This window comes from Nostocoides australiense Ben110, assembly GCF_001050535.1.
In the GTDB taxonomy this organism is placed as follows: Bacteria; Actinomycetota; Actinomycetes; order Actinomycetales; family Dermatophilaceae; genus Nostocoides_A; species Nostocoides_A australiense.
This window is the reverse complement of sequence record NZ_HG764815.1, coordinates 28,727-55,284: the sequence shown is the minus strand read 5'-3', so window position 1 is coordinate 55,284 and position 26,558 is coordinate 28,727. Positions and strand designations below refer to the sequence as shown.

General features: G+C 69.2%; 21 protein-coding genes and 1 pseudogene. 10 read left to right on the top strand and 12 right to left on the bottom strand.

Features of this window, described 5'->3' with window-relative positions; all coding sequences use genetic code 11:
• Both BN11_RS00265 and BN11_RS00260 read right to left on the bottom strand, forming a co-directional pair.
• The coding region (locus BN11_RS00265; RefSeq protein ID WP_048692948.1) for an AAA family ATPase at nucleotides 1–972 on the bottom strand (972 nt) is incomplete at its 3' end.
• Nucleotides 969–2,144: an exonuclease SbcCD subunit D gene (locus BN11_RS00260; RefSeq protein ID WP_048692945.1), complete on the bottom strand. Its 1,176-nt coding sequence runs from the start codon at nucleotides 2,142–2,144 to the stop codon at nucleotides 969–971. The genes BN11_RS00260 and BN11_RS00265, both read right to left, overlap by 4 nt.
• A 141-nt stretch (nucleotides 2,145–2,285) precedes the next feature.
• Here BN11_RS00260 and BN11_RS00255 point away from each other — a divergent pair, with 141 nt between their 5' ends.
• Nucleotides 2,286–3,770, top strand: coding sequence for a glutamate--cysteine ligase family protein (locus tag BN11_RS00255; protein ID WP_048692941.1), 1,485 nt, complete (start codon nucleotides 2,286–2,288; stop codon nucleotides 3,768–3,770).
• A gap of 3 nt (nucleotides 3,771–3,773) precedes the next feature.
• Here the strand turns inward: BN11_RS00255 and BN11_RS00250 are convergent, their stop codons facing one another.
• On the bottom strand, nucleotides 3,774–4,388 hold the full coding sequence (locus BN11_RS00250; RefSeq protein WP_048692940.1) for a histidine phosphatase family protein: 615 nt from the start codon (nucleotides 4,386–4,388) through the stop codon (nucleotides 3,774–3,776).
• A gap of 39 nt (nucleotides 4,389–4,427) precedes the next feature.
• Between BN11_RS00250 and BN11_RS00245 the strand changes: the two genes are divergently transcribed.
• Nucleotides 4,428–4,886, top strand: coding sequence for an OsmC family protein (locus tag BN11_RS00245; protein ID WP_048692937.1), 459 nt, complete (start codon nucleotides 4,428–4,430; stop codon nucleotides 4,884–4,886).
• Between the two features lie 41 nt (nucleotides 4,887–4,927).
• The gene (locus BN11_RS00240; RefSeq protein ID WP_048700490.1) at nucleotides 4,928–6,868 is read left to right on the top strand and encodes an alpha-amylase family protein; all 1,941 of its coding nucleotides are present in this window, start codon (nucleotides 4,928–4,930) and stop codon (nucleotides 6,866–6,868) included.
• Nucleotides 6,869–6,893: 25 nt separating this feature from the next.
• Here BN11_RS00240 and BN11_RS00235 read toward each other — a convergent pair whose 3' ends face one another.
• The 6 genes from BN11_RS00235 to BN11_RS00210 form a co-directional block, all read right to left on the bottom strand.
• Nucleotides 6,894–7,091, bottom strand: coding sequence for a hypothetical protein (locus BN11_RS00235; RefSeq protein ID WP_048692934.1), 198 nt, complete (start codon nucleotides 7,089–7,091; stop codon nucleotides 6,894–6,896).
• A 109-nt stretch (nucleotides 7,092–7,200) separates the two neighbouring features.
• Nucleotides 7,201–9,477: a hypothetical protein gene (locus tag BN11_RS00230; RefSeq protein WP_157043892.1), complete on the bottom strand. Its 2,277-nt coding sequence runs from the start codon at nucleotides 9,475–9,477 to the stop codon at nucleotides 7,201–7,203.
• Complete coding sequence (locus tag BN11_RS00225; RefSeq protein WP_053083947.1) at nucleotides 9,470–10,483, bottom strand: thiamine pyrophosphate-dependent enzyme; 1,014 nt, start codon at nucleotides 10,481–10,483, stop codon at nucleotides 9,470–9,472. The genes BN11_RS00230 and BN11_RS00225 overlap by 8 nt, the downstream gene beginning before the upstream one ends.
• Nucleotides 10,480–12,390: a 2-oxoacid:acceptor oxidoreductase subunit alpha gene (locus BN11_RS00220; protein ID WP_083433409.1), complete on the bottom strand. Its 1,911-nt coding sequence runs from the start codon at nucleotides 12,388–12,390 to the stop codon at nucleotides 10,480–10,482. The genes BN11_RS00225 and BN11_RS00220 overlap by 4 nt, the downstream gene beginning before the upstream one ends.
• Entirely contained in the window at nucleotides 12,387–13,892 is a 1,506-nt protein-coding gene (gene gltA, locus BN11_RS00215; protein ID WP_235435308.1) for an NADPH-dependent glutamate synthase, read from the bottom strand. The genes BN11_RS00220 and gltA overlap by 4 nt, the downstream gene beginning before the upstream one ends.
• 2 nt (nucleotides 13,893–13,894) lie before the next feature.
• Nucleotides 13,895–14,878 (bottom strand): sulfide/dihydroorotate dehydrogenase-like FAD/NAD-binding protein, encoded by a 984-nt coding sequence (locus BN11_RS00210; RefSeq protein WP_053084213.1) that lies wholly within the window; start codon nucleotides 14,876–14,878, stop codon nucleotides 13,895–13,897.
• Between the two features lie 193 nt (nucleotides 14,879–15,071).
• Between BN11_RS00210 and tpx the strand changes: the two genes are divergently transcribed.
• On the top strand, nucleotides 15,072–15,569 hold the full coding sequence (tpx, locus tag BN11_RS00205; protein WP_048692927.1) for a thiol peroxidase: 498 nt from the start codon (nucleotides 15,072–15,074) through the stop codon (nucleotides 15,567–15,569).
• On the opposite strand, the gene BN11_RS00200 is transcribed toward tpx, so the two are convergent.
• Nucleotides 15,539–16,705, bottom strand: coding sequence for a methyltransferase domain-containing protein (locus tag BN11_RS00200; protein ID WP_048692924.1), 1,167 nt, complete (start codon nucleotides 16,703–16,705; stop codon nucleotides 15,539–15,541). The genes tpx and BN11_RS00200 overlap by 31 nt on opposite strands.
• 30 nt (nucleotides 16,706–16,735) lie before the next feature.
• Between BN11_RS00200 and BN11_RS24540 the strand changes: the two genes are divergently transcribed.
• The 5 genes and pseudogenes from BN11_RS24540 to BN11_RS00180 all read left to right on the top strand — a co-directional run bounded on the left by BN11_RS24540 (nucleotide 16,736) and on the right by BN11_RS00180 (nucleotide 19,201).
• Nucleotides 16,736–17,005 carry a DUF167 domain-containing protein gene (locus tag BN11_RS24540; protein WP_048692918.1) on the top strand — a complete coding sequence of 90 codons (270 nt, stop codon included), beginning with the start codon at nucleotides 16,736–16,738 and terminating at the stop codon, nucleotides 17,003–17,005.
• A gap of 31 nt (nucleotides 17,006–17,036) precedes the next feature.
• On the top strand, nucleotides 17,037–17,660 hold the full coding sequence (locus tag BN11_RS00190; RefSeq protein WP_048692915.1) for an L-threonylcarbamoyladenylate synthase: 624 nt from the start codon (nucleotides 17,037–17,039) through the stop codon (nucleotides 17,658–17,660).
• Nucleotides 17,661–17,720: 60 nt separating this feature from the next.
• Nucleotides 17,721–17,945 (top strand): annotated as a pseudogene (locus BN11_RS21485) (redox-sensitive transcriptional activator SoxR); the annotation flags it as partial.
• A gap of 64 nt (nucleotides 17,946–18,009) precedes the next feature.
• Nucleotides 18,010–18,684, top strand: coding sequence for a 4a-hydroxytetrahydrobiopterin dehydratase (locus BN11_RS00185; protein ID WP_048692912.1), 675 nt, complete (start codon nucleotides 18,010–18,012; stop codon nucleotides 18,682–18,684).
• A gap of 10 nt (nucleotides 18,685–18,694) precedes the next feature.
• On the top strand, nucleotides 18,695–19,201 hold the full coding sequence (locus BN11_RS00180; RefSeq protein WP_048692909.1) for a 4'-phosphopantetheinyl transferase family protein: 507 nt from the start codon (nucleotides 18,695–18,697) through the stop codon (nucleotides 19,199–19,201).
• Here the strand turns inward: BN11_RS00180 and BN11_RS00175 are convergent.
• Both BN11_RS00175 and BN11_RS00170 read right to left on the bottom strand, forming a co-directional pair.
• A complete protein-coding gene (locus BN11_RS00175; RefSeq protein ID WP_235435307.1) occupies nucleotides 19,155–20,468 on the bottom strand; it encodes a M1 family metallopeptidase in 1,314 nt (437 codons plus the stop codon). The two genes, BN11_RS00180 and BN11_RS00175, sit on opposite strands and share 47 nt — an antisense overlap.
• 2 nt (nucleotides 20,469–20,470) lie before the next feature.
• Complete coding sequence (locus BN11_RS00170) at nucleotides 20,471–24,415, bottom strand: Pls/PosA family non-ribosomal peptide synthetase (RefSeq protein ID WP_083433407.1); 3,945 nt, start codon at nucleotides 24,413–24,415, stop codon at nucleotides 20,471–20,473.
• Between the two features lie 735 nt (nucleotides 24,416–25,150).
• Here BN11_RS00170 and BN11_RS00160 point away from each other — a divergent pair.
• A complete protein-coding gene (locus BN11_RS00160; RefSeq protein WP_048692897.1) occupies nucleotides 25,151–26,512 on the top strand; it encodes a GntP family permease in 1,362 nt (453 codons plus the stop codon).
• Nucleotides 26,513–26,558: the final 46 nt, after the last annotated feature.

Here is a 26,558-nt window from a genome sequence, read left to right as displayed (position 1 = left end):
CAGCCCGTCGGCCGCCCGCTGCCGGAGGACCTCGATCCGGGTGGCATCCTCGCGCAAGCGCGTGAGAGCGTCAGACGCCACGCGCGCCCGAGCCCGCAACCCGGCGATGCGCTCGGCCTCGTCCCGACGGGCACCCGCGGCCTGCTCCTGGGTCTCGGCTCGCTGGAAAGCGCCGAATTCGTCACCCGCCCAGGCCGACAGGGCCACCTCGAGCCGCGGCACGAGGCCCGCCCATTCCCCGACGGGCACCGCCGCGAACGCGAGTTCGTCGGCATCGGACAGGGGAGCCAGCGCCGCCGGGGGCGCAGTGGCCAAGACGTCGGTCAACGTCGCGATCTGGTGGTGCAGCGCCTGCTGCGCCGCGGCGACCTGTTGCGTCAGCGTCCGCCGCCGCTCGGCGAACCAGGACTCCAGTGTCGTGAAGCGCTCGACGTCGAAGAGCCGCTCGAGCAGGGCGCGGCGCGCCTCGGGTGTGGTGTGCAGGAAGGCAGCGAAGTCGCCCTGGGGGAGAAGAGCAACGCGCCGGAACTGGTTCAGGCCCATCCCGAGCAGATCCTGCAGCACCTCGGCCGCCTCGTCGATGCGCGTGCTCACCGGCCGCCACTGGCTGCCCGCGAACTCGCTCAACGTCACGGTCGACTGCACGCGCACCTGTCCGGTGCCGCGCCGCTTGGGCCGGGTGAACTCCGCGGTGCGCTCGACCCGCATCCGCCGGCCGGCCGCGGTGAACTCCAGGCGCACCCGCGGCGGGCAGTCGGGTTCGGCGAGTTCGCTGCGCAGGCCGCGGGCCTGCCGGTCGCCCGGGACGTCGGAGAAGAGGGCGAAGCAGATCGCGTCCAGCAGGCTGGTCTTGCCGGCCCCGGTCGGGCCGTGCACGAGGAACACCCCGGCCCCGGACACATCGTCGAAGTCGATCTCCTGCCGCGCGACGAACGGCCCGAAGGCCTCGACGCTGAGATGGTGCAGTTTCATGCCACCCCGGATGCCGGCGTGACCACACCCTCCTCCTCCCGCACCGCGCGACCGACCCGACTCGCCTCGACCGCCTCGCGCAACAGCCGGCGCTCCCCGGGCCCCGCAGCGACACCACCGCGCACATGGGCGAGGAAGTCGCAGCAGATGTCGAGGTCGCTGCGGTCGGCGATCCGGGCGGCATAGGTGCGGCGCTCCTGCCCGAAGCCGCCCTCGGGTTGCCATTCGAGCTTGATCGCGTGCGGGAACCGGCGCCGGATCCGGTCCATGGCGCCCAGCGGACGCACCGGATCGGTGAGGGTGACGGCGACGAACGAAGCCTCGGCGGCGGCATACTGCGGCTGCGTCAGCAACTCCTCCAGCCGGCCCCGCAGCACCGCCAGCGCCCGCTCGACCGGCGCCCGGACCAACTCGACCCGCGGCGCGGCCATACCCTCGATCTCGACGACGGCATAGCCCTTGACGTGCCCGGCCTCACCGAACGACATCGCCACCGGCGACCCGCTGTAGTGGACGTTCGGACCCGCCTGCTGGCGACCGTGGAGGTGACCCAAGGCGGCATAGGACACCCCGGCGAAGGTCTCGACCGGCACGGCGGCGACCCCGCCGATGGAGATATCGCGTTCGGACTCACAGGAGAGGCCACCGGAGACGAAGGCGTGCCCCATCACCACCGACGGCCCGCCCCGGGACGCAAGATCCGCGCGCACCCGCGTCATCGCCGCCTCGAGGACGGCCGCGTGCGAGCGCCTTGACGCCTGCAGGGCGTCGGCGGTCAGCGCCGGCTCGAGATAGGGGAGGGGGTAGATCGCGACCCCGGCGACGAGCACCGGCGTGCCCACCTCCGCGAGCGAGGTCCGCACGTGCAGGCCGGCACGCTGGAGCAGCCGGGAGGCGAAACCCAGGCGGATCGCCGAGTCGTGATTGCCGCTGGTGACCACGACCTGGGCACCGGCGTCGACGAGCCGCTCGAACGTCTCCGACAACAGCGTGACCGCATCGGGATTGGGGAGCGCCTTGTCATAGACATCACCGCTGACCAGCACAGCATCGACCTGCTCGCGGCGCACCGTCGCCACCAGATCGTCGAGCACGAGCGCCTGGGCACCGAGCAGCCCGACGCCACCGAGGGAACGCCCCAGGTGCCAGTCGGAGGTGTGCACAAGCCGCATGTCCTGCAGGCTAGGAGAGCCCACCGACAACCCTGCGGATTTGCCCCGGTGCGCCGCCCGCGACCCGCCGTGGGGGCGCGATTCCAGTCAGCTGTCAAGACAAGCCGCCGCTGGGCCCCCGGGTGTGGTTCGCTTGAGCGCATGGGTGCGGAGGTCGATGCCAAGAGTTACAGCCGCGAAGAGCGACAGCGCTACCGCGAGAAGGTGCGCCAGAACCTCGACGTCTTCGAGCGCATGCTCTCCAACAGCAAGTTCGAGTTCGAGAAGCCGATGACCGGCATGGAACTCGAACTCAACCTCGTCGACGGCGACTTCCAGCCCCGGTTCGCCAACCTCGATGTGCTGGCCGCCATCGCCGACGCCGATTTCACGACCGAACTGGCGCAGTACAACATCGAGATGAACGTCCGGCCGCGGCCGCTGCCGGGCGACGCGGCCCTCGAACTCGAGGAGGACCTGCGCCGGGCGCTGAACAATGCCGAGCAGAAGGCCCACAGCGCCGAGGCGCGCATCGTCCCGATCGGGATCCTCCCGACGATCATGCCCGAGCACTTCGAGGGCGACTGGATCACGGACAACAACCGCTATTGGGCCCTCAACGACTCCATCTTCTATGCCCGCGGCGAGGACATCTACCTCGACATCGAAGGCCCGACGGGGGAGCGGGTGTCGACCTACAGCGACACCATCGCCCCGGAATCGGCGTGCACCTCGATGCAATTGCACCTGCAGGTCGCGCCCCAGGATTTCGCCGCCTACTGGAATGCCGCCCAGGCGATCGCGGGCCCGCAGCTCGCGCTCGGGGCCAATTCGCCCTTCTTCTTCGGCAAGCGCCTGCACGCCGAGACCCGCATCGAGCTCTTCAAGCAAGCCACCGACACCCGCTCGATCGAGTTGAAGAACCAGGGCGTGCGCCCGCGGGTCTTCTTCGGCGAGCGCTGGATCACCTCGATCTTCGACCTGTTCGAGGAGAACGTCCGATACTTCCCGGCCCTGCTGGCCGAGTGCAGCGACGAGGATCCGCTCGCGCAGCTCGACGCCGGCATCGCGCCGAACCTGCCCGAGCTGCGCCTGCACAATGGCACCGTCTATCGCTGGAACCGCCCGATCTACGACGTCGTCGGCGGCAGGCCGCACCTGCGTGTCGAGAACCGTGTGCTGCCCGCCGGGCCGTCGATGATCGACGTGCTCGCCAACGCTGCCTTCTACTACGGAGTGGTGCGCACGCTCGCCGACGATGACCGACCCGTATGGTCGCGGATGAGTTTTGCTGCGGCAGAAGAGAATTTCCGCCGCTGCTCTCGCGACGGCATCGACGCGCGCATCTACTGGCCGGGTTTCGGCGAGGTGCCGGCGGACGAGTTGGTGCTGCGTCACCTGCTCCCGATGGCCCACGAGGGATTGGCCGTATGGGGTGTCTCGCAGGCCGTGCGCGACCGCTATCTCTCGGTGATCGAGGGACGGTGCACCACCGGGATCAACGGCGCCGTATGGCAGTCCGAGACGGTCGCGCACCTGGAGGCCCGCGGGATGGAGCGGCCCCAGGCGCTGCGCGAGATGCTCTCGCGCTATATCGAGCACGTGCACGGCAACGAACCGGTCCACACCTGGCCCCGGGCCGAGTGATCCCTACTCGGGCAACGCCGGAAGGCGGTTCCACGTGCGCACGGACGGAAACTCCTTGTCGTACTGGAGCACGCTGACCGAGCCCGCATCGAGCAGCAGCTGCGCCGCGAAACGGACCTCCTGACGCAGCCATACGGTCGTCAGGATCCGCAGCGCGTGGCCGTGACCGATGAGTGCGACGTCCCGCTCCGCGAGCACCGGCATGGCCTTGGCGATGATCCGCGACATCCGGGCCGCGACCTCCTCGACCTGCTCGCCCGGCGTCGCCCCGGGTTGCACGCCGTGGGTGAACACCGACCAGTCGTAGCCCAGCTCGGCCCGGATCTCCTTGGTGGTGCGGCCCTCGGCCGAGCCGTAGTCCCACTCCACGAGGTCGGGGTCGGTCTCGGCGTGCAGGCCGGCGAGTTCGGCGGTGCGGGCCGCCCGCTGCAGGGGAGAGGCGAGGATGAGACCGAAGTCGTAGCCGCCGAGCAGGCTGCCGGCGGCTTGGGCGAGTTCCTCGCCGTGCGCCGTCAGCGGCAGATCGGTCAGGCCGGTGTGCTGGCCGGACTTCGACCACTCGGTCTCGCCGTGCCGGAGCAAAACCAGTTTGCCCTTGGGCGGGTTTTCGGGACTCATGGAAGTCGACCCTAAGGCCTGTTCGGTAGCGTGCCGCCCATGGCTGACATCGAATCGACGGGTCCCGGCCTCGGGCACCGGGAGATCAGTTTCACCCGCACCGACCAGGGACGGTATGCCGCCCGCAACGCCAGGGGTGGCGAGCTGGCGTTCGGGTCGGGAGACGACACGGACTTCACTCCCGTGGAGTTGCTGCTCGTCGCCATCGCCGGATGCAGCGCCGTGGACGTCGACCTGATCACCGGCAAACGCGCCGACCCCACGCGCTTCGAGGTCACCGCGACCGGCACCAAGGTGCGCGACGAGCAGGGAAACCGCCTGCAGGACATCACGATCAGCTTCACCGTCGAGTTCCCCGAGGGGGAGGCCGGCGACCGTGCCCGGGAGATGCTGCCCAGAGCGATCGAGATGTCGCACGACCGGCTGTGCACCGTCTCCCGGACGGTGCAGATCGGCACGCCGGTGACGATGAGGGACACATCGCCGGGGGTTGGCTGACCACCATGGCGAAGCTGCTCGCGAGTGTCAGAATGGGCGCCATGCCCGGTGCCCCGACCGCTGTTCATGCCGCCATCGATCGGCTCCTCTCTCGCCTCGACGCCGAGCATCGTGACGAGTTCGCCGATCGCGTGGACCGGTGGTGGCCGGATGTCGAGTCGGGTGTCACGGCCCTCTATGGCCAGACCCACGACGTCGAGACCTTGTGCGTCGACCTGATCTCGCGTGCCGCGCGAGCCTTCGCCGATCGCGACCCCGAGTTGCACCGGCTCGACCGCATCAGGATGCTCACCCCCGACTGGCTGCAACAGCCCGGGATGGTCGGATACGCCTGCTACACAGAGCGGTTCGCGGACGACCTGCAAGGGGTCGCCACGCACTTGGACTATCTCGGAGAGCTCGGTGTCTCCTATGTCCACCTGATGCCGCTGCTGCGTCCTCGGGAGGGTGACAGCGACGGCGGGTATGCCGTGGCGGACTATCGCTCGGTCCGGCCCGACCTCGGCACCACCGAGGACCTGCGCAACCTCGCTCGCCAGATGCGCGCGCACGGCATGTCACTCGTCATGGATCTCGTGCTGAATCACGTTGCACGCGAACATGTCTGGGCGGAGAAGGCCCGCGCGGGGGAGAAGGAGTATCGCGACTACTTCTATATCTACCCCGACCGCACCAAACCGGACGAGTACGAAGCGACCCTGCCCGAGGTCTTCCCCGACTTCGCCCCCGGCAACTTCACATGGGACGAGGACGTCGAGGGCTGGGTGTGGACCACCTTCAACGAATGGCAGTGGGACGTCAACTGGAGCAACCCCGCGGTCCTCGGCGAATACGCCGACATCATCCTCTTCCTCGCCAACCTCGGCGTCGAGGTCATGCGCCTGGACGCCATCGCGTTCACGTGGAAGCGGGTGGGCACCAACTGCCAGAACCAGCCCGAGGTGCACGACCTGACGCAGGTCCTGCACGCCCTCTCGCGCATGGCCGCACCGGCGGTGGCCTTCAAGGCCGAGGCGATCGTCGGCCCTCGCGACCTGATCCAATACCTCGGCACCGGCACCCACGTCGGCAAGGTGAGCGATCTGGCATACCACAACTCCCTCATGGTGCAGGCGTGGTCGATGCTCGCGGTCAGCGACACCCAACTGACCCGACAGGCGCTCCGGGCGCTCCCGTCGACACCCAGCACCGGCACCTGGATCACCTACGTCCGCTGCCACGACGACATCGGCTGGGCGATCGACGACCGCGACGCGGAAGCCGTGGGGCTCAACGGTTTTCTGCACCGGCGCTTCCTCGCCGACTGGTATGCCGGGGACGTCGCCGAGTCGTGGGGCCGGGGCATGGTCTTCCAGTTCAACGAAGAGACCGGCGACAAGCGCACGAGCGGCACCGCGGCCTCCCTGGCCGGTCTGGAGGCGGCCCGCAACGACGACGAGACCCAGCATGCGCTGGCGCGCGTCTTCCTGATCCACGCGCTCGCCTACGGCTGGGGCGGCATCCCCGTGATCTGGTCCGGAGACGAACTCGGCACGCTCAACGACCCCATCTGGGCCGCGGAACCAGGTCACGCCGAGGACAACCGGTGGGCGCACCGGCCGCGACTGGACTGGCAGGCCGCCGAGCGACGCGGCGATCTGCGCACCCGGGAGGGGAAGATCTTCCAGGGCCTGGCGCACCTGGCCAAGGTCCGCGCTTCCCTGCCGCAGTTGCACGCCTCCGCCGAGTCCCGGATCTACGGTGAGCACATCGATCGAGGGCTGCTCGCGACCCTGCGCAATCACCCCTCCGGACCGATGCTGTGCATCTACAACGTCACCGAGGACTGGCGTCCCTTCCCGGGCATGGAGTTCGAGCCGATCGGCTTCACCAACCCGGTGAACGCCCTGGGCAACAACCACCCGGTGGCCATCGGTGAGGACGGCTACATCTGGCTGTCGCCCTTCGCTGCGTGGTGGGTCGTCGATCAGCCGGTGGGCTGATCGACCCGCATCCGTTCGTACCCGGTCAGACGAAGACGAGCGTCGGCAGGTCGGCGGCGCCGACCCCGGACAGCGCAGCCACGACGGCGACCCGGTCGGGAGCGGTCACGTGCGCCGAACCGGCCCGGGCGGCATACGCCGTGCCGTGCAGCAGCGTGCACTCCTCGGCGCGCAGGGTGACAGCGGTGGTGGCGTCAGTGGCGGCGGCAGTCGTGACGATCATCTGGATTCCGTTCTCTCAGGTGGTTTTTCGCGTCCATCAGAGAATCGCGGGCCTTCCTGTGACCGGGCTGTGACTCGGCCAGAACTTGCCTGAGAGAGGGATCAGCCGCTTACGCGAACTGCTCCGCGCGCTTGACCAACTCCTCCAAGCCGGCCTCCGCGGGGTTGCGGGGCTTGGCCGGGTGGATGATCGCGACCTGACAGTTCTCCGCGGCCTGCACCAGTTCGGCGTAGGTGCCGGCGTCGGGGTCGGCGATGAATGCCTGCCGGTTCTCGTTGTAGGCGAACATCCTGTCGTTGATCAGCGTGCACTCGTTGCACGTCGAGCAGCGCAGGGTCTCGATCCACGGCAGGTAGGGGTCGCGGGCGACCGGTTCGTGATCGTCGGGATCCGGCGCTCCCGGCTCTCCCGGCTCTCCCGGCTCTCCGGTGGGCGCGGTGGTCGTGGCCACCGGACCGGGAGCCGGTGCCGGCGCCGGTGCCTCTCGCGCCGCATCGAGCTCGGCCTCAAAAAGGGCACGTTGGCGGGCGAGTTCGCGTGCGACGTGGGAGTTGTGGACGCCGCCGAGTTCCTGCAGGCGCCGCCACTGTTCGACGTCGCGCTGGGCCCGGTGCACCAGGGGCCGGTCCACGAACACTCTGCTCAGCCGGTCGTCGCGGTCGACCATGAGCACATAGGGCAGTTCGTCGGTCCAGATGCCGGGGTTGGACGCGAAGTGCTCGGCAAAGGGCGCGATCGTCCCCTCCGACCGGTCCGGCCCGGCGATGGCCAGGTGCGGCTGCATACGGGCGTCGCCGGCCCAGAAATCCGCTGCCGTGAACGGGAGTTCCAGCGTGACGCGTTGCAGCTGCTGGTCCGCGTAGCTCACGCGATGCACCGGCCAGTCGAGATCGGTCTGCGGGTTGCATCCGAGCGAGAGACGGTCCGCCCAGGTCTCGCCCGCAGACGGGTCGTAACAGAAGGCGGGGAAGACGCGGGCCTCGGTGGCGGCGGCCGACGCAAGATAGGGCGGCAGGTCGCCGAGCCACTGCCCTCCACCGGAATAGACGACGAAGAGGGCGGCACCCGGCAGGCGAGAGCCGGTGACGATCCGCTCGCGCACGTGGAACAGGCCCGCGCTGGCGGTCTGCAGCACGAACGCCTCGCCGGCTGCGAGGACGTAGCGCCCGAGCTTGCGTGCCGGCACGCCGCCGCCGGGCGATCGCTCCTTGGAGGAGGTGCCGCGCAGCAGGTCGTTGACCTGGACGAGAACCTTGACGGGTATGCCGGCGGCCAGGGCGTCGAGGAGGACCACGCTCTGCTCGGCCGTCATGGCCTCGGCGTCGATCTCGACGAGATATTTCGGGAACAGGTCGAGGATGTCGCTCTCGAGGTCCTCGACATCCCACTTCGCGAAAAGCGCGTCGTGCACCTCCTCGCGGTAGCGGCCGTCGGCCTCCATCTCCGCGACGACCAGCGCCTTGGCCAGTTCGGCGGTGGCAGCAAACCGCTCCTGGTAGGCCGTGACCGCAGCCACCGGGTCGGTGTAGACGAATTCGAAGAGGTCCCCGTCGCCGTCGATGTCGTCTTCGTCCGGCACGAACCGCTGGGCGTCGAGCACCCCCAGGAGCCGTTGGACCCGCTCGCGGCGCGCATCCGAGAGCAGGGTCGCCGGCCGGTTGCCGGTCAGCAGCCGTGACAGCGCGTCGGCGTCCAGTTCGGCGCCGACCACGGGCCCCAGGGACTGGGCGAGCCGGTCGGGCCGCAGGCCCGCCACCGAGTTGGCCTGTTCGGCGGCGAGGATGTCGCCGAGCTGCTGGCGGAGCCGCTCGATCCGCGCGGCCAGCCGGTCGGTCCGCTCCTGCTGCACGAGCCGCCAGAGGTGGCCGACGACCTGTCGGGAGCTGTCTGCAGTGCAGGCGACGAGTTGCCCGTCGATGCGCAGGGCTGCCGTCAGGCGGGCCAGGCTGTCCGCAAGGTGCTCGTCGCCGCCCGCAGCGACGAGTGACGTGGCAGCTGCGGCCCAGACGTCCGAAAGCCGTTGGGGCCCGTGGCCGGACCGGGCCCGGATCTCGGTCTCCAACGCCATGGCGTGGTGGCGGATCCGGTCGGAGTCGGGGGCGTCGCCCATCTCGGCGAGCAGGGCATCGACGAGTCCCGACAGCGACTGCAGCGCGTTGGTGGCGTCGCGGTCGTCGGTCAGCACCAGCGGATAGTCGTAGCGGAGCCGGTCGAGATCGCCGTATGCCGCAAAGTGGGCCGACCGCAGCCCCAAGCCGTCGACGTCACCGAGACCGGTCCCCATCCGGTGTCCGGTCAGATAGAAGGAGGCGCGGTTCTGCTGCCCGTTGCGCACTCCGGTGGTGGGCGTTTGGGCCTTTGCCGCGAGATGCCGTGTGTCAGTCATCGACGCCCCCACCTTCGCCGTCGCTGACCACGGCGAACCGGTCGAACTCCTCATCGAGCAGCTGACGCACCGCCGCGGGCGAGTGGGTGGTCTCGGCCCGAACGAGTTCGTCGTAGCGGGGCACCGTGGGATCGTGGAAGAGAACCCCTATCGGGATCGGATCGTGTTGCGAGGCAAGCTCTCTGGCCCGGTGAATGTCGCTCGGGTCGTGATCGAGGCGGGTCGGATAGAGCGAGGCGAGGCCCGACGAGAATGCCGGCATGCCCTCGTGATGCAGCAGCTGCACTCGGGAAGGGTCGTGCAGCCAGGGCTCGAAGTTGTCGGGCATCCATTCGGGGCAGCGCTGGACGATGCGGATGAAGGAGAGTCCGTCGTGGTTAAAGGCCGCTTGCAGGATGGCGTAGAGCACCTCAGGGATCCAGTCGGCGGCCTGGGCCACGAAGGAGACGTTCTGGACGCCGAGGGTGACGGTCAGGGGATTGAGCCCTTCGAGGAAGGACCCCTGCGGGGTCGTATTGCTGCGGGTGCCGCGTGGTGAGGTCGGGGACGCCTGCTTCTTGGTCAGCCCGTAGATCTGGTTGTCGTGCACCATCACGACCATCTTCATGTTGTAACGGATGGCGTGGATCCAGTGTGCCGCACCGATACTGAAGCAGTCGCCGTCGCCGGAATTGACGAAGACGTTCAGGTCCGGGCGCGCGATCCGCACGCCCTCGGCGACCGGCAGCGCGCGCCCGTGGATGCCGTGGAATCCGTAGGTGTTCATATAGTGCGGCAACCGGCTCGAGCAGCCGATGCCGGAGACGAAGACCGTCTTCTCCGGCCGCAGCCCTTCGTCGCGCAGCAGGCGCTGCAACGCGGCGAGGACCGCATTGTCTCCGCATCCGGAGCACCACCGCGGCACGCCCTTCTGGAAGCCCTCGATCTCGACGCGCTCGTCGTAGAGGCGTAGCAGGCATTCCGCGGCGCTGGCGTGGGTGAGGTCGAGGTGGTCGAGATCGGTCATCGCTGGTCCAGCTTCCTGAGCATGGCGGCGTGCACGCGGCCCGGTTTGAGCGGTTGCCCGCCCACTTCGCTCCAGGTGTCCACGTCGAGGAGATAGCGCGAGCGCAGGAGCATCGCCAGCGCGCCATAGCGGCGGTTCGACTCGTCGATGAGGGTCTCGTCGCTCCGGTCACTCCAGTTGCCCTCGACGGTCATGACCGCGTCGAATCGTTCCATGATCTCCCGCAGCCCGGGTGGCAGCGGGTTGAGGAAGCGCAGGTGCAGCGCGGACACCTGCCGGCCCTCGGCGCGGGCCCGGTCGACGGCTTCCTCGATAGCGCCCTTGGTCGAGCCCCACCCGACGACGAGCAACTCTCCGGAGTCGTCACCGTAGATCGTTGGAGGATTCAGGCTCCGTTGCAGCGCAGCGAGTTTCAGGCTGCGCGCCCGGATGCCCTCCTCGTTGGCCGCTGGTTCGTATGCGACGTGTGCGGACGCGTCGTGCGCGAGTCCGGTGAGCGTGTACATGCCGCCCGGCTGGCCCGGGATGAACCGGCGCGACAGCCCGGTGGTGGTGTCCCAGGCATACGGCTGCATCGCCTCCGGCACCTGGCTCTGATCGATCGGGGGAGCGAGCCAGGCCGGGTCGAACTCGGGACGGGCGAACGGCTGCTGGGCCGTGGCCAGGCTGGCGTCGGACAGGACGACGACCACGACATTGAACGTCTCCGCGATGCGCCGGGCCGCGATGACCGAATAGAAGCAGTCCTCGATCGTGCTGGGGGCGATGACGACCTTCGGGGCGTCGCCGTGGCTGCCGAAGATCGTCGTCAACAGGTCGCCCTGCTCGACCTTCGTCGGCTGTCCGGTGCTGGGGCCGCCGCGTTGGACGTTGACGACGACGAGCGGGATCTCGCCCATGACGGCCAACCCCAGGGCCTCCTGCTTGAGGGAGTATCCGGGGCCGGAGGTGATCGTCACCGCGCACTTGCCGACGAAGGAGGCGCCGATGGCGAACGTGGCGGCGGCGATCTCGTCCTCGGCCTGGTGGACGATGCCGCCGACCTTGGGGAAGATCTCGCTCAGATAGTGCGAGGCAGAGGTGGCCGGCGTGATCGGGTACATGGCGCAGATCTCCATGCCCGATGCGACGACCCCGAGGGCCAGGGCCGTGTTGCCATTGGTGACGACCTGGCGCCCGCCGGCCGCGACGGCCGGGATGTGGAATGCCAGGTCGAGGTTGGAGCGGGCCCAGGTGTAGCCGGCGACCAGCAGGTTGGTGTTGGACTCGATCAGCGCCGCCGACTTCTTGCGGAAGGTCGTTGCGACCTGCTCGCGTGCGAGGCCGAGGTCGAATTGGTAGATGGCACAAAGCATTCCGAGCGCGAACATGTTCTTGCCGCGCCGCGGGTCGGCGACGAGCTTGCGGCACTCGCGTTCCATCGGGATCTCGATGAGACGATAGCCGGTCGCCTCCAGCGCGTCATAGGTCTCCCCGTATGCCTGCCGGATGCGCGGATCGCGATGCTCGCGCCACATGTCTTCGAGCAGGATGATGCAACCGGGCTTGAGTTCCTTCATGTGCACCCGGCCGAGCAGCACCTGCTCGTTGAAGGCGACGACCAGGTCGGCCTCGTCGCCGCCGTTGGTGATGCGCTGCGATCCCAGTCGGATGCGGTTGCCGCTCGCGCCGGCGACGCTGCGGGCCGGGGGTTGGATCTCGGCGGGGATGATCTCCACCGTCCAGACGCCATTGCCCGCGCGCGCGGCGACGGCCCCGAACGACTGCCCGCACCGCTGCGCGCCCTCGCCGGAGTCGCTGATGATCTCCACGACGTGTTGCGAGATCTCCGTTATCTCCTCAGCCGCCGGTCTGCCGGTTGCTGGGTCGCCGTCCCGCCTGAGGTGATCGTCGAGGGAAAGGGTCATAGGAGTGCCGCCACCTCTCGCACGCGGGCGTGGCCGCGCTCGTGCGCGGCAATGCCGAAGATCCGTTCTTCGCCGTCGTCGTAGCGCCGGCGCACGTCGCGGATGCCGAGATGGCGCACGATGCCGGCCGCGGCCGTGCGGCCGGCGCCCATCGCTTCGATGACGGTCGCGGCGCCGGTGACGATATCGCCACCGGCGAAGACGCCGTCGATGGACGTGGCCAGGTCGTCGTCGGTCTGCAGATAGCCCCACCGGTTCAGCGTCAGCCGCGAGGTCTGCCCGATGATCGGGTTGGCGTTGGTGCCGATCGCGAAAACGACTTGGTCGCAAGGGAATTCGAACTCACTGCCGGGGATGGGCACGGGCCGGCGGCGGCCGGAGTCGTCCGGCTCGCCGAGTTCCATGTGCACGCAACGCATCGCCCGGACATTGCCCGCGCCGTCGTCGAGCACGGCGACCGGGTTGGTGAGCCAGTGGAACTCGATGCCCTCCTGCTCCGCGTGATGCACCTCTTCGGCCCGGGCGGGTGCCTCGGTGCGCGAACGGCGATAGATGCAGTGCACCTGCTCGGCGCCGAGGCGCAGACAGACGCGCATCGCGTCCATGGCGGTGTTGCCGGCCCCGACGACGGCGACCTGCTTGCCGAGGGGAATCGGGGTGTCGTGCACCGGGAAGTCGCGGGCCTGCATCAGGTTGGCGCGGGTGAGGAGTTCGTTCGCCGACAGCACACCGCCGAGCGAGTCGCCGGGGATGCCGAGCATCGTCGGGTAGCCGGCACCGGTGCCGATGAAGACGGCGTCGAAGCCGAGGTCCTCGAGCATCTGCTCGATGGTGAAGAGCCGTCCGACGACGGTGTTGCACTCGAAACGCACCCCGAGCTTCTCGAGGTTGGCGACCTCGGCGTCGATGACCTCCCCGGGCAGCCGGAAGTCGGGGATGCCGTAGCGCAGCACGCCCCCGGGCAGGTGCAGCGCCTCGAAGACCGTCACCTGGCAGCCCGCCTTGGCCAGGTCGGCTGCGCACGCCATGCCCGCCGGCCCGGAGCCGACGATGCCGACCCGGTATGCCGTGGGGGAGATGTAAGGGCGGCGCGCCCAGTCGTTCGCAATGGCCAGGTCGCCGACATACCGCTCCAGCCGCCCGATCGCGACCGGCTCGAGGCTCTCACCGACCGTGCAGACCCCTTCGCATTGGTTCTCCTGCGGGCAGACGCGGCCGCACACGGCCGGCAGCAGGTTGGTCCGGGCGATCGTGTCGTAGGCGCCCTGGTGGTCCTCGTGGCAGATCTGCCGGATGAAGCCCGGGATGTCGATCGAGACGGGGCATCCGCGCACACACGGCTGGTCAGCGCAGAAGAGACAACGCTGGGCCTCGCGGGCGGCCTCCGACGCGTCATACCCGAGATTGACCTCGACAAAGTTCCTCGCGCGTTCCAGCGGCGGTTGCTCGCGCACCGGAGTGCGCTCCTGGGGGATGCTGCGGATGGTGCGTTTCGCGGCCACGGTCAGCCCCGCGCGTCGGGGAGGGCGGAGGCCAAGCTGTCGGCCTGTGTGTGCTCGGCGCGGCGGCATACCGTCTCCCACTGCGCCATCGCATCGGCCTCCTCCTCGCCGTAGCGGCGCAGCCGCGAGGCCAGGTCGTCGAAGTCGACGAGGTGGGCGTCGAAGTCCGGCCCGTCGACGCACGCGAACTTCACCTCACCACCCACGCGCACGCGGCAGCCGCCGCACATCCCCGTGCCGTCGACCATGATCGGGTTGAGGCTGACGCTGGTGCGTATGCCGTGCGGCCGGGTCACTTCGGCGCACGCTCGCATCATCACCGGCGGCCCGATGGCGATCACTTCGCTGGTCTCCGGGTGGGCTTCGAGCGCCAGCCGCAGGCCGTCGGTCACCATCCCCTGGGTGCCCGCCGAACCGTCGTCTGTGCAGAGGATCAACTCGTCGCACACGTCGCGGAACTTGTTCTCCCAGAACACCAAATTGCGGTTGCGGAAGCCGAGGACGCCCATCACCCGGGCGCCCGCGTCGTGCCAGGCACGTGCCTGCGGATAGACCGGCGCGACCCCCAGACCGCCACCGACACAGACGATGGTCGGTGGGGCACCGGAACGGGTGCTCGCCTCGATGGGGGTGGGTATGCCGAGTGGTCCGGCGATGCCGTGCAGGCTGGTGCCGACCTGGCAGAGTCGTTGCATCTCCCGGGTCGACTTGCCGACCGCCTGGATGACAAGGGTGATCGTGCCGGCGGCGGCGTCGAAGTCGGCGATCGTCAGCGGGATACGCTCACCCTCGGCGTGCGACATGACGATGACGAACTGTCCGGGACGGGCGGCCTTGGCCATGAGCGGGTGGCGCACCGTCAGGCTGAAGGTGACCGCGGAGATGTCCTCACGCTCGACGATCGGGAAGGCGCTGGCCCAGTGACCGGCGGTCGACGGCGCGGAGTCGTTCGCTCCGGAGTTCTGCTTCGCTGCGGGGTTCTGCATGGTGGCACCGTCCGTCACATCGCGCGGGCCGGTGCGGGGGGACACCCGAAGCGAGGCCGCCTGGCCGACACCGGGCTCGCCCTTGCTATCTCCCTTGCAGCCTACTCCTGGGCAGGGGTGATCGACGGCGTTTCGACCGCGACCGACAAGACGCCCTGTCCTCGGTGCGGGCCGACGTGCTAGACACTGTGCCATGGCTGAAACAGCATTCAAGGGCAATCCCGTCAACACCGTCGGCGACCTCCCCGCGCCCGGAGCCGCCGCTCCCGAACTGAACCTCACCGGCACCGACCTCGGCGACATCACCCTGGCCGGGCTGGCCGGGCGCCGGGTCGTGCTGAACATCTTCCCGAGCGTCGACACCGGCGTGTGCGCCGCCAGCGTGCGCAAGTTCAACGAACTCGCCGCTGGCCTCCACAACACCACCGTCGTGTGCGCCTCGGCCGATCTGCCGTTCGCGCTGGGCCGCTTCTGCGGGGCCGAGGGCATCGAGAACGTCGTGTCCGGGTCGAGCTTCCGCAGCGACTTCGGCGATGACTACGGCGTGACGATGACGGACGGTCCGCTGCGTGGCCTCCTCGCTCGCTCGGTCGTCGTCGTCGACACCGACGGCAAGGTGCTGCACACCGAGCTGGTGCCCGAGATCACCACCGAACCCGACTACGACGCGGCGGTTGCCGCCCTCGGCTGACCGGTCGTTGGCACCCGCCCCGCGAGGATCAGCACCTCGGCGTGCGTCGTCTGCGGGAACATGTCGAACAGGCGCGCGGCCCGGACCTGGAAGCTCGGCATCCGGTCCAGGTCGCGCGCCAGCGTCTGCGGGTTGCAGCTCGAGTAGAGCAGGTATGCCGCGGGCCCGTTCTCGATCTGCGCGGCCAGGTCGGCGTCGAGGCCGCGCCTGGGCGGGTTCACGATCACGAGATCCGGTGCCGGCCAGCTGGATTCGGCCAGCACGCGGGCGGAGTCACCGGCTTCGAAGTGCACCTCGCCTCCGCGCTCGGCCGCGCTGATGCGAGCCGAGGCGATCGCCTCGGCGGAGACCTCCGAGCCGAAGACACGCCGCCCCGGTCCGGCCGCGTTGAGCGCGAATCCGCCCACGCCGCAATACAAATCCCACACGACAGTCGGGTCGAGGTCCGAAATCCATTCCCGGGCTTGGCGATACAGACCCTTCGTGACGGACGTATTGGTCTGGAAGAAGCTGTTGGGTCGCAGGTGCAGGCGGATCCCGTCGAGGTCCATGGGCAGGGTGTCGTCGTCGGTGAGGACGATCTCGTCGGCGCCTTCGATGACCGCTTTGTGTTCGGGCTGGATGTTGGCCGACACCACCCGCGTCCCGGGCACCTCACTGAGGAGACGCGGCAGCGCATCCCGGATCCGCGCGAGCTGGCCGGTGCTGCGGAGCACGAACCGGACCATCAGCTCACCGGCGGGCGAGGTGGTGAGCAGGAGGTGCTTGAGTTCGCCGCGGCGTCTGGGCACGTCATACGGCAGCAGCCGCAGGTCCTCGACGATCCGGACCACAGGAGTCATGGCGGCCTGCAGCGGCGCTTCATAGAGCCCGCAGTCGCGCAGGTCCACACCTCGGCCGCGGGCGTCGAGGATGCCGACCGTCACCTCGCCGGGCGCGCCGCCGGTGACGAGCTTGGCCTTGTTGCGAAAGCCGGATTCGGTGCCGGCGAAGGGATCTCGCCAGGCCGACGGTGCGGCATGTGCGGCGAGAACGGCGGCGGCCGCGGACTGCTTGTCGCGGAGCTGATCGGCATACGGCATTCCCATGCGGGTGCACGAGCGGCACACGCCGGCGTCGTAGTAGTGACAGTCCATGGCAGGCCCAGGGTAGGCGAGAATCGGCGTGTGCAGATCCGCGTCCGCGTCAAGCCCGGGGCTTCCCGCACCCGCGTCGGCGGCCGATACGGCGAGGACCACCTCGTCGTCGCCGTGTCGGCGCCGGCTGTCGACGGCCGGGCCAACGAAGCGGTATGCCGTGCTCTCGCCGCGGCTTTCGGGCTCCGCCTGCGTCAGGTCACGATCGTCTCTGGAGTGACGGCGCGCAACAAGCTGGTGTCGCTCGACGGTGACGCCGAGGTCCTTGCGCGCCGCGTCACGGATCTCCTCGAGGCATAGCGGGGCGCCGTCTCCGGCATACAGTTGGCGAATGGCCCGCCTGCTCGAAGTCCATCCTGTCGATCCGCAGCCGCGCGCGATCCAGCAGGCCGTCGCGCTGCTTCGCGAGGGCGGGTTGATCGCCTATCCGACCGACTCCGGCTATGCCCTCGGGGCGACGATGGGCAATCAGGAGGCCAAGGATCGCATCCACGCGATCCGCAGGCTGGACGACAAACACCATTTCACATTGGTGTGCAAGGACTTTGCCCAGTTGGGACAGTTCGTCTTCATAGACAACTCGGTCTTCCGGGCGGTCAAGGCGGCAACGCCCGGGCCGTACACCTTCATCCTGCCCGGCAGCAAGGACGTGCCGCGAAAACTGTTGCACACCAAGAAGAAGACCGTCGGCGTGCGCATCCCGGACAGCCGGGTGGTGCAGGCCCTCGTCACCGAGCTCGGAGAGCCGTTGATGAGCAGCACGCTGATCCTGCCCGGCGAGAGCGAGCCGATGACCGAGGGCTGGCTCGTCAAGGACGAGTTGGACCATGCGGTCGACATCGTCATCGACACGGGGGAGTGCGGCAGCGAGCCCACGACCGTGGTCGACTTCTCCTCGGACGAGCCTGAGGTGGTGCGGGTGGGCGCCGGCGACCCGGACCGCTTCGGCTGGTGATGCGGAAGTTCAATCCGGCTTCACGTTCTGGACCGGCTCTTGTAGGCTCGGCCGGGACCGACCAAGGCCGACTGGCAACGGATCTCCCGGGGCTGGAGCGAGCGGATCGAGGAGCGCATCGCGGCCCTCGAGACGCTGCGCGACGGCCTGGACTCGTGCATCGGCTGCGGCTGCCTGTCGCTGCAACGCTGCAAGACCTTCAATCCGGATGACACCTTGGCCGGCCTCGTGCCCGATGGTGCGGCCAAGTGGCCGGCATACCTGCGCGCGACCGAAGCCGGTTGACGCATCGGGGGATTCGCGGCGGAACCGGACGCAATTCGTCCGGCAGATGTGGGACTGTCGTGGCATGACGGATCCGAAGCAGCAGCTCACGACGGCCGAAATCGACGACTCGGGCCTGGGTGACTGGCGATTGGTGTGCAATCGGCTCAAGGCGCGGTTCCGGACCGGGGATTTCGCCACGGGACTCGCGTTGGTCGACCGGATCGGGGCCGCCGCGGAGGCTGCGGACCATCACCCGGACGTCACGCTCACCTATCCGGAGGTCATCGTCGCCCTCTCCAGCCATGACGTGCGGGGGATCACCAGCCGCGATATCGAGCTGGCCCGCAAAATCAGCGAGTTCGCCGCCGAGATGGGCGTGTCCGCAGACGTGGCCGGCCTGACACAGCTCGAACTCGGGCTCGACACCGCCCGCGGCGATCAGCTGGCGGGCTTCTATGCCGCGCTGCTCGGCGGCGAGGTCAAGGACGGCGAACCGGTCGATGCCAGCGGCCAAGTGCCGACGGTGTGGTGGCAGGAGACGGATCGCGAGCACGACGAGTTCGCATTGCCGGCCGCCGGTCACGAGCAACGCTGGCACTTCGACGTGTGGGTCCCCGCTGACGACGCCGAGCGCCGGGTCCAAGCCGTCCTGGAGGCCGGTGGGACACTCGTCAGCGATGCGGCCGCACCGGCCTATTGGGTGGTCGCCGACGCCGACGGCAACCGCTCCTGCATCTGCACGCCCGCCGGTCGCTGAACCGCGGCCGGTGCGGATCGTCGTCCTCGGTGCGACGCCGCAGGGCAGCGGGGTCGCTCTCGTCCGGGACGCCCTCGCGTCGCCCGTGGCGCGAGTCACCCGGTTGTGCCCGCGCTGCGGGAGTTCGCGTCACGGGCCGGTCATCGCAACGGGAGTCACTCCGCGGCACTGGGTGTCGGTCAGCCACAGCCCGCAGGCCACCGTGGTCGTCCTCGACACCGCCGGCCCCGTCGGCGTCGACATCGAGCCCCTCGACCGCGCCGACGCGGCGGTGCTCGGGCAGTGGACGGCTACCGAGGCGGCGCTCAAGGCGACGGGCCGGGGCCTGGCCGACGACCCGGACTCGGTGCGCCTGCTCGAGGGGGACTGGGCCGGCGATTGCCTGCTCGAGGTGCCGGGCCCGGCCACTCCGTATCGCGTGCGCGTGACCCGGGTCGACGTGGCCGGCCACGCCGCGCGAGTGGCCCAGCTCATCCCAGCTCTGGGAGCGGGGCGGCATACACCCAGGTCTGGATGATCGAATCCACCTGCGGCACAGCACGATCCGCCGGTGCGTCCACGGAGCCGAAGTGGGCGATCAGGTCGGGTGTCGTGACGACCCCGTAGGCATGGGCTGCCGTCCACGCGCGCACGGCGGCGAAGAACGACTCGTCTCCGAGCGCGAGCCGCAGGGCATGGACGGTCAGCGCGCCGCGCTTGTAGACGCGGTCGTCGAACATCCGGTCCGCTCCCGGCGCGCCGATGACGAGGTCCTGGGGGAGTCGAGAGAGCCGCTTCCACTGCTCGCGTGCCTGGTCCTCGACGCTGCGCATCCCGCGGTGCTCCGCCCAGAGCCACTCGCTGTAACAGGCGAATCCCTCGTGGAGCCAGATGTCCGCCCACGACCGTGCGGTCAGAGAGTTGCCGAACCACGAGTGCGCCAGTTCGTGGGCGACGAGCCGTTCGTTCTCCCAGGCCGGCGTGACGTGGTTGATCCCGAAACTCGCCAATCCCTGTGCCTCGAGCGGGATTTCGAAGGTGTCAGCGGCGACGACGGCACGATAGGCGCCGAACGGGTAGGGCCCGAACCACGCGCTCATCGCCGTCACCATCGCGCCCTGATGCTCGAACGCGGACCCGGCCCCGATCCGCGCCCCCGCCGGCGCGACCACGTCGACCGGCACCGGTTGAGCGGTCAGGTGAGTGACGGCATACCGCCCGATCTGCACGCACGCGAGGTACGGCGCCATCGGCTCCCGCTGCTCATACGTCCATGTCGTCCGGCCCGATCGTGTCCGCTTGTCGACCAGGGCGCCGTTGCCGACGAGGTGGTAGCCGCTCTCGACACTCATCGCGATCCGGTACGGCGCTTTGTCGTCGGCACGGTCGTTGCACGGGAACCACGACGGCGCACCGTGCGGCTGGGAGCCGACGAGCACGCCGTCGGTCAACTCCTCCCAGCCCGCGCGCCCGTCGGGGCCGGGCATCGGCCGGGGCTTGCCGGCATAGGCGACCGAGAGTCGTATGCGGTCGCCCCCGTCGGGCCGCAGGGTCACCTTGAGCCGAGAACCATTGTGGGAGTAGTTCTTGGCCTTCTGGCCGTCGATCAGGACCGAAGAGACGCGGAGCCCGTAGAGGTCAAGTTCGATGTCCCGGCCGGCCTCGGCGAGCTGGACGTCGACATGCGCCCATCCGGACAGGTGGTTGGTCGCCACCTTGTAGTCCAGCTCGAGCGTATAGGCGGTGGCGGACCAGCGGCGGTCGCCGTGGCCGGGCACATAGGGATCGGTTCCGGTGCGTGGCACCGTCACTCCTCGTCGGGGTCGTCGCGGTTGGTGTCGTGGGGGTCGAACGCCCTATCTTGCCTGACGGTCGGCTCCAACCAGGGGCCGATGGGGTTGCCGATCCAGCGCGTGCGGTCGGGCACGACCTCGCCGCGCATCACGAGGGACGCCGGACCGATCGTGGCGTGGCGCCCTATGACGGCGGCCGGCAGGACGACACTGTTGGGGCCGAGCGTGGCGCCGCGGTCGAGAGTGACGGTGTCCATGCGCAGCAACCGGTCGTGGAAGAGGTGGGTCTGCACGACGCAGCCGGCGTTGACGGTCGCCCCTTCCCTCAGGTCGATCAGATCGGGCTCGGGCAGCCAGTAGGTGTCGATCCAGGCGCCGTGCCCGATCCGGGCGCCCATGGCCCGCAACCAGTGCACGAGAACTGTTGTCCCGGTGGCCGGTTCGGCAAACCATGGCGCGGCGAGGCTTTCGACGAATGCGTCGGCGAGTTCGTTGCGCCACACGAACGAGCTCCACAGCGGGTGCTCGCCCGGGTGCACACGGCCCACCAGCAGCCACTTGGCGAGCACGGCGACCGCGGCGGCCACCAGCCCCGCGACCATGAACACCACCCCAGCCAGGACCGCTGCCAGCCACCACCCGCGGCCGGCGAGGGCGAGCAACGCGACGGTGACCAGGACGAGGAGTGCGGTGTGCGCGAGGACGGCGAGCAGGCGGCATACCTCGACGGCGCCGCGCAGGATCCGCAGCCGCAACGCGGGCCGGTGGGTGCGGGCGGCGTCCACCTCGTCGCCTTGGCGGCGCAGCCGCTCCGGCGGACTCCCGACCCACGAGGTGCCGGCCTTGGCGCGTCCACGTCGCGGCGCGGCGGACAACACCGCGACGAGGCTCGCCTTGGGCACCTTGCGGCCCGGGGCAGCCATCCCCGAGTTGCCCACGAAAGCGCGTTTGCCGATCTTGACCGGCGCGACCCGCAGCCAGCCGCCGCCGAGTTCGTAGCCGCCGATCAGGGTGTCGTCGGCGAGGAAGGCACCCTCGCCGACGGCAGTGAGCTTCGGGATCAGGACGGCTGTGGAGACTTCGGCGTCCGCGCCGATGCTCGCGCCGAGGGAGCGCAACCAGGCCGGGGTGAGGCTGCTGGCATACAGCGGGTAGAGCCACCACCGGGCCTCGTCGAGGATCCGGAAGGTCGTCCACGCCTGCCAGGCCGGGCGTGAATGGATCGGGTGGTGGCCCTCGGCAAGACCGATCCCGAGCAGCCGCACGAGGATCCAGACGGCTGCGACGAGGGTGGCTGCAGCAGCGAGGGTCGCGGGGGCGAGCCAGACCAGAGCGGCCCGTGCCGCCGCGCTACCGGAGTCGGCCGCCCGCACGTGGGGCCACAAAACACCGAACCCGACCAGGCCGGCGAGGAAGGGGAGGATGTCGATGAGCACGGCGGTGGCGGCATACGCGACGCGCCAACTCGACCTGATGGGGGCGGGCCGGCTTTCCCACGGCCCGCGGGCCGGGGCGATCTTTCGGCTCGGTGAACCGGCCCAGTATTCGCCACGGCCGACCTCGCCGACGACGCCCGAGCCGGCCGCGATCTCGGCTTCCGCGTGCACGTAGGTGTCGGGCGCGATGGTGGTGCGGGCACCGATCCGGCAGCGAGGACCCAGGCGGATCGATCCGACGAAGAGCCGGTCGCCGTCGAGCCAGTGGGTCATCAAGTCCACTTCCGGTTCGACGGACGCGCCGTCGCCGATGCGCAGCAGGCCGGTGACCGGGGGAGCAGTATGCAGGTCGACCCCGGTGCCGATGCGGGCGCCGAGAAGGCGGGCATACCACGGGAGCAACGGGGCTCCGGAGATGCGCACGGCGCCGCATTCGGCCGCCCAGCGTTCCGCCAGCCAGATCCGCAGGTGGGTCCGGCCCCCGCGGGGGTAGTTGCCAGGTCCGACGCCCCGCAGGATCACCCGGATGCCGCCGGCCGCGAGCAGCATGCGGCCCGGGGGAGTGATGAGCACGAGCCAGCCGAGGGCGAGCCACCACCAGGAGGCGACAGTGGCCATCGGCATCCCGGATCGGTGGGCGAGGGTCGAGGCGGTGGCGACGAGGGTGAGCCAGCGCAACCCGGCGATAGTCCGCAACCCGACGGTCGCGAGCACCTGCGCGATCTGGGTCTTGCGCGGGACCCTTTCGGTGGGCCTGTTGCGCGGGCCGGTGGGGCCCTCGAGTTCATCGAGGTATGCCGCCAGTCCGGCGAGGGTGGGATGCTCATAGATCTCGGCGACCGTGAATCCGGGGTGCCGGGCGCGGATCAGGCCCACGGCCTGGGCGGCGCTGAGCGACCCGCCGCCCAGGTCGAAGAAGTCGGCGTCGGCGCTCACGTCGTCGGCGCCGAGGACGTCGCGCCAGAGTTCGGCGATCCACTGTTCGGTGACGGATCGGCTTGGGTCGGAGGGCTGTTCGACGGTTTCGTGCACGGGCCAGGGGAGGGCGTCACGGTCGATCTTGCCGGAGGTGCGGGTCGGCAGGTCATCGACGACGGCCAGCCGTGGGACAAGCGCGGCGGGCTGGTCGCGGCGCAGGATCGCGATGGCGGCGGCCCGGTCGAAGGTGTCGTCGACGGCGACATAGCCGACGAGGAGACTGTTGCCGGTCTTGGTCTTGCGCACCGCGGCGGCGGCCCCTTTGACACCGGGGAGCGCGGTCAGGGTGGCGTCGATCTCGCCCAGTTCGATGCGGCGCCCGCCGACCTTGACCTGGTCGTCGGCGCGGCCTTGGAAGAGCAGTCCGGCGGCGGGGGAGTCGGGGTCGAGGCGGACGAGGTCCCCGCTGCGGTAGGCACGTTCCCATCCGAGGGTGGGCATCGGGGCGTATTTCTCGGCGTCCTTGGCCGGGTCGAGATAGCGGGCCAAGCCGACGCCGCCGATGATCAGTTCGCCGAGTTCGCCACCCGGCACGGGTATGCCGGTGTTCGGGTCGACGACGGCGAGATCCCAGCCGTCGAGGGGCAGCCCGATGCGGACGGGCTCGCCGGGGTGGACCCGGGCGCCGCAGGCGACGACGGTGGCTTCGGTAGGGCCGTAGGTGTTCCAGACCTCCCGTTCGGGGGTGGCGAAACGCAGGCCGATCTCCGGCGGGCAGGCTTCGCCGCCGAGGATGAGCAGGCGCACCTGGTCCAGGGCCGCGGCGGGCCAGAGCAGGACCAAGGTCGGGACGGTGGAGACGACGGTGATCTGGTTGGCGACGAGCCACGGGCCGAGATCGGTGCCACTGCGGACCAGCGAACGGGGCGCGGGCACCAGACACGCGCCGTAGCGCCACGCGAGCCACATCTCTTCGCAGGACGCGTCGAAGGCGACCGAGAGGCCGGCCATGACGCGGTCGTCGGGGCCGATCGGGTTGTCCTGCAGGAACATTCGGGACTCGGCGTCGACGAACGCGGCGCCGTTGCGGTGCGTGACGGCGACGCCCTTGGGCTTGCCGGTGGAGCCGGAGGTGAAGATGATCCACGCGTCGTCCTCGACACCTGGCTCCTCCCGCGCAACAGGTGGCCGCCCGGGGTCGGTGGACGTGATCGTCAGCGCGTTGCCGATGATGGCGGCAACGCCGGCCTCGCCGAACACGGTTCGTGCGCGCTCGTCCGGGTCGTCTGCGTCGACCGGCACATAGGCCGCGCCGGCCAGCAGCGTGGCGGCGATGGCGACATAGAGATCGGCGGTGCCCGACGTGATCCGGATCCCCACCCGGTCGCCGAGCCCGACACCGTGGACGGCGAGCTCGAGGGCGAGTTCCTCTGCGGCGGTGAGGAATTCAGCGTATGTCAACACCGTCTCGCCATTGTCGATGGCAGGGGAGTCTGGCCATGCGTCAGCGGTGGTCCGCAGGATGTCGACGAGGGTGCGTGGAGGCGGCGCAAGAGGCCCGCGGCGCAGCGGGTCGGCCGTCGGGAGCTGGCTCGGCACGGACATGGTGGGATCAGTCTCCCGGACCAGTGCGCCTTCCCGCCGCAGGTTCTCGCGTGTCTCGCCGAGTTCGCCATAGCTTGAACGCGCGCAATTGCCGCGACCTGAGCATCATCCGGGAGTCGTCGCATTAGCTGCACCTCCCGTTCTTAACCGCCGATAAGCGACATTATGTCAAGTCGATTCGGTACATGCCCGCCCTCCGAACTGGTCCATCCACGACGGCAAGGGCTCGGCGCCAACGTCCGCAGCCGCCGCTGTTGCTAAGGCTCTTGCCCCAACCGCGCTTGGGAAGCCGCCCGCCTGCGGCGTGATCCGCAACAGGGCCTTGCCTTGATTCACCAAGGAGGTCCTCAAGGTCGCGACCAACTCGACCAGTTGCGCGGGCAAGCCCGTCGGCATCATCCCCGCGATCAAACACGGCTCCTACTTCGACTCCATCGGGCTGTCCATGGAGGAAGAGGTCGTCCGCCTCCTGCACGCCTAGAGCTTCGACACCAAGCGCTCCCCCGCCGTCATCCAGAGCTTCGAGGTCGGTAACCTGGTCGAACTCAACACGATGACCGACGTGCGCTTGGTGCAGTTGATCGACACGCGCCGCTGACATACCGGGCTCGACAGCCCAAAGCGCTCGGCGCCCCGTCCCAAAACGGGCGGGGCGCCGTTGCGCGTCCCGATGCGCGCGGCGAGCGACTTGCCGCTAGCGTGACCCCACCAGGTCGCGAAGAAGGGACAGGGCTCATGGTCGCGCTGCACACCACGATCGCCATCGTGGCGATCGTCGCATTGATCATCCGCTTCAAAGTGGATCCGGTCATCTCGCTGATCATCGGCTCGATCTATCTGGGCCTCGCGGCCGGCGTCGGCTTCGAGAAAACGGTGGAGGCGATCACCGGCGGCTTCGGGGAGATCATGGCGAAGGTCGGCCTGCTGATCGGCTTCGGCGTCCTGATCGGGTCGCTGCTGCACGCCATGGGCACCTTCCGAAAACTCGTAGGCACCCTGATCGGCGTCTTCGGAGCCAAACGGATGCCCTATGCCATGACCACCGCGATGTCAACGATCTTCCCGTCGATCTATGTCGACGTGCAGGTGGTCCTGGCCTCCCCCGTGGCCCGCTCCGCCGCCCCGCACATCGGCGACCGCGGCCTTCCCCACCTCGCCGGCGCCATCGGTGCCGGCATCTTCGCCGGCTATGTCTTCATGATCCCGGGCCTCGCCGCCATCTCTATCTGTGCCCTCCTCGACATCAGACTCGGCAACTGGCTCATCTACGGCATCATCCTTGGGCCGCTCACAGCGATCCTGACGACGCTCATCTATGGGCTGCTGCTGCGCGCCGGGTGGTGGAAGAAGGATCGCGACGAGGAGTATGACGAGGCGCTTGCCGAGCTCGAAGCGCAAGATCTCGCGGACGCCGAGGCCGGGGCTTCCGAGGTGACACGCACTCCCCCGCTCGGCGTCGCACTGCTCCCGATTCTCATCCCCTTGTTGATGATTGCCTTCGGCGCCTTCGCCGAGGTGCTCGAGTTCAACACGCCTTTCATCGACTTCCTCGGCAATGCGACCATCGCCCTCTTCGTCGGACTTCTCGGCGCCTTCCTGCTCGCTCGCAAGTATCGCGGCACCGACGGCACGAATGAGGCTCTCTCCGAAGGCTTTCACACCACCGGCGAGATCCTTCTCATCACCGGAATCGGTGGATCTCTCGGCCAGGTCATCGACGAGACCGGCCTCGACGAGACCCTCGCCGGGCTCTTCACCGCCGACGCCGGCGCCCCGGTCATCGTCAGCATTCTCCTCGCGTGGTTCATCGCCGCACTGCTGCACATCGCCATCGGGTCGGTGTCCGTCGCGGCCATCGCCGCCGGTGGCATCATCGGTCCCGTCCTGCCCTCGATCGATGTCAGCCCGATCGCCATCGGTCTGGCCATCGCGTCCGGTGCGCTGTTCGCTCTGCACGTCAACTCGAACTTCTTCTGGATGTTCAAGTCACTCCTCGGCTTGTCCACAACCGGCGCCCTGAAGTCGCTCACCACGGTGACGACCATCGCGTCCTTGACGTCGCTGCCGATCGTCATCGCCCTGGGACTGGCGCTGTAGCGATGTGCACGTCACGGACGCAGAACGTCCGGGACAGGATCTAGGG

Coding starts and splice junctions, on each gene's coding strand:
- tpx (WP_048692927.1), top strand. CDS start 15,072: ATGGCTGAAACAGCATTCAAGGGCAATCCCGTCAACACCGTCGGCGAC.
- BN11_RS00250 (WP_048692940.1), bottom strand. CDS start 4,388: ATGAGTCCCGAAAACCCGCCCAAGGGCAAACTGGTTTTGCTCCGGCAC.
- BN11_RS00210 (WP_053084213.1), bottom strand. CDS start 14,878: ATGCAGAACCCCGCAGCGAAGCAGAACTCCGGAGCGAACGACTCCGCG.
- BN11_RS00240 (WP_048700490.1), top strand. CDS start 4,928: ATGCCCGGTGCCCCGACCGCTGTTCATGCCGCCATCGATCGGCTCCTC.
- BN11_RS00225 (WP_053083947.1), bottom strand. CDS start 10,483: ATGACCGATCTCGACCACCTCGACCTCACCCACGCCAGCGCCGCGGAA.
- BN11_RS00220 (WP_083433409.1), bottom strand. CDS start 12,390: ATGACCCTTTCCCTCGACGATCACCTCAGGCGGGACGGCGACCCAGCA.
- BN11_RS00170 (WP_083433407.1), bottom strand. CDS start 24,415: ATGTCCGTGCCGAGCCAGCTCCCGACGGCCGACCCGCTGCGCCGCGGG.
- BN11_RS00185 (WP_048692912.1), top strand. CDS start 18,010: ATGACGGATCCGAAGCAGCAGCTCACGACGGCCGAAATCGACGACTCG.
- BN11_RS00190 (WP_048692915.1), top strand. CDS start 17,037: ATGGCCCGCCTGCTCGAAGTCCATCCTGTCGATCCGCAGCCGCGCGCG.
- BN11_RS00260 (WP_048692945.1), bottom strand. CDS start 2,144: ATGCGGCTTGTGCACACCTCCGACTGGCACCTGGGGCGTTCCCTCGGT.
- BN11_RS00255 (WP_048692941.1), top strand. CDS start 2,286: ATGGGTGCGGAGGTCGATGCCAAGAGTTACAGCCGCGAAGAGCGACAG.
- BN11_RS00160 (WP_048692897.1), top strand. CDS start 25,151: ATGGTCGCGCTGCACACCACGATCGCCATCGTGGCGATCGTCGCATTG.
- BN11_RS00200 (WP_048692924.1), bottom strand. CDS start 16,705: ATGGACTGTCACTACTACGACGCCGGCGTGTGCCGCTCGTGCACCCGC.
- BN11_RS00235 (WP_048692934.1), bottom strand. CDS start 7,091: ATGATCGTCACGACTGCCGCCGCCACTGACGCCACCACCGCTGTCACC.
- BN11_RS00230 (WP_157043892.1), bottom strand. CDS start 9,477: ATGACTGACACACGGCATCTCGCGGCAAAGGCCCAAACGCCCACCACC.
- BN11_RS00245 (WP_048692937.1), top strand. CDS start 4,428: ATGGCTGACATCGAATCGACGGGTCCCGGCCTCGGGCACCGGGAGATC.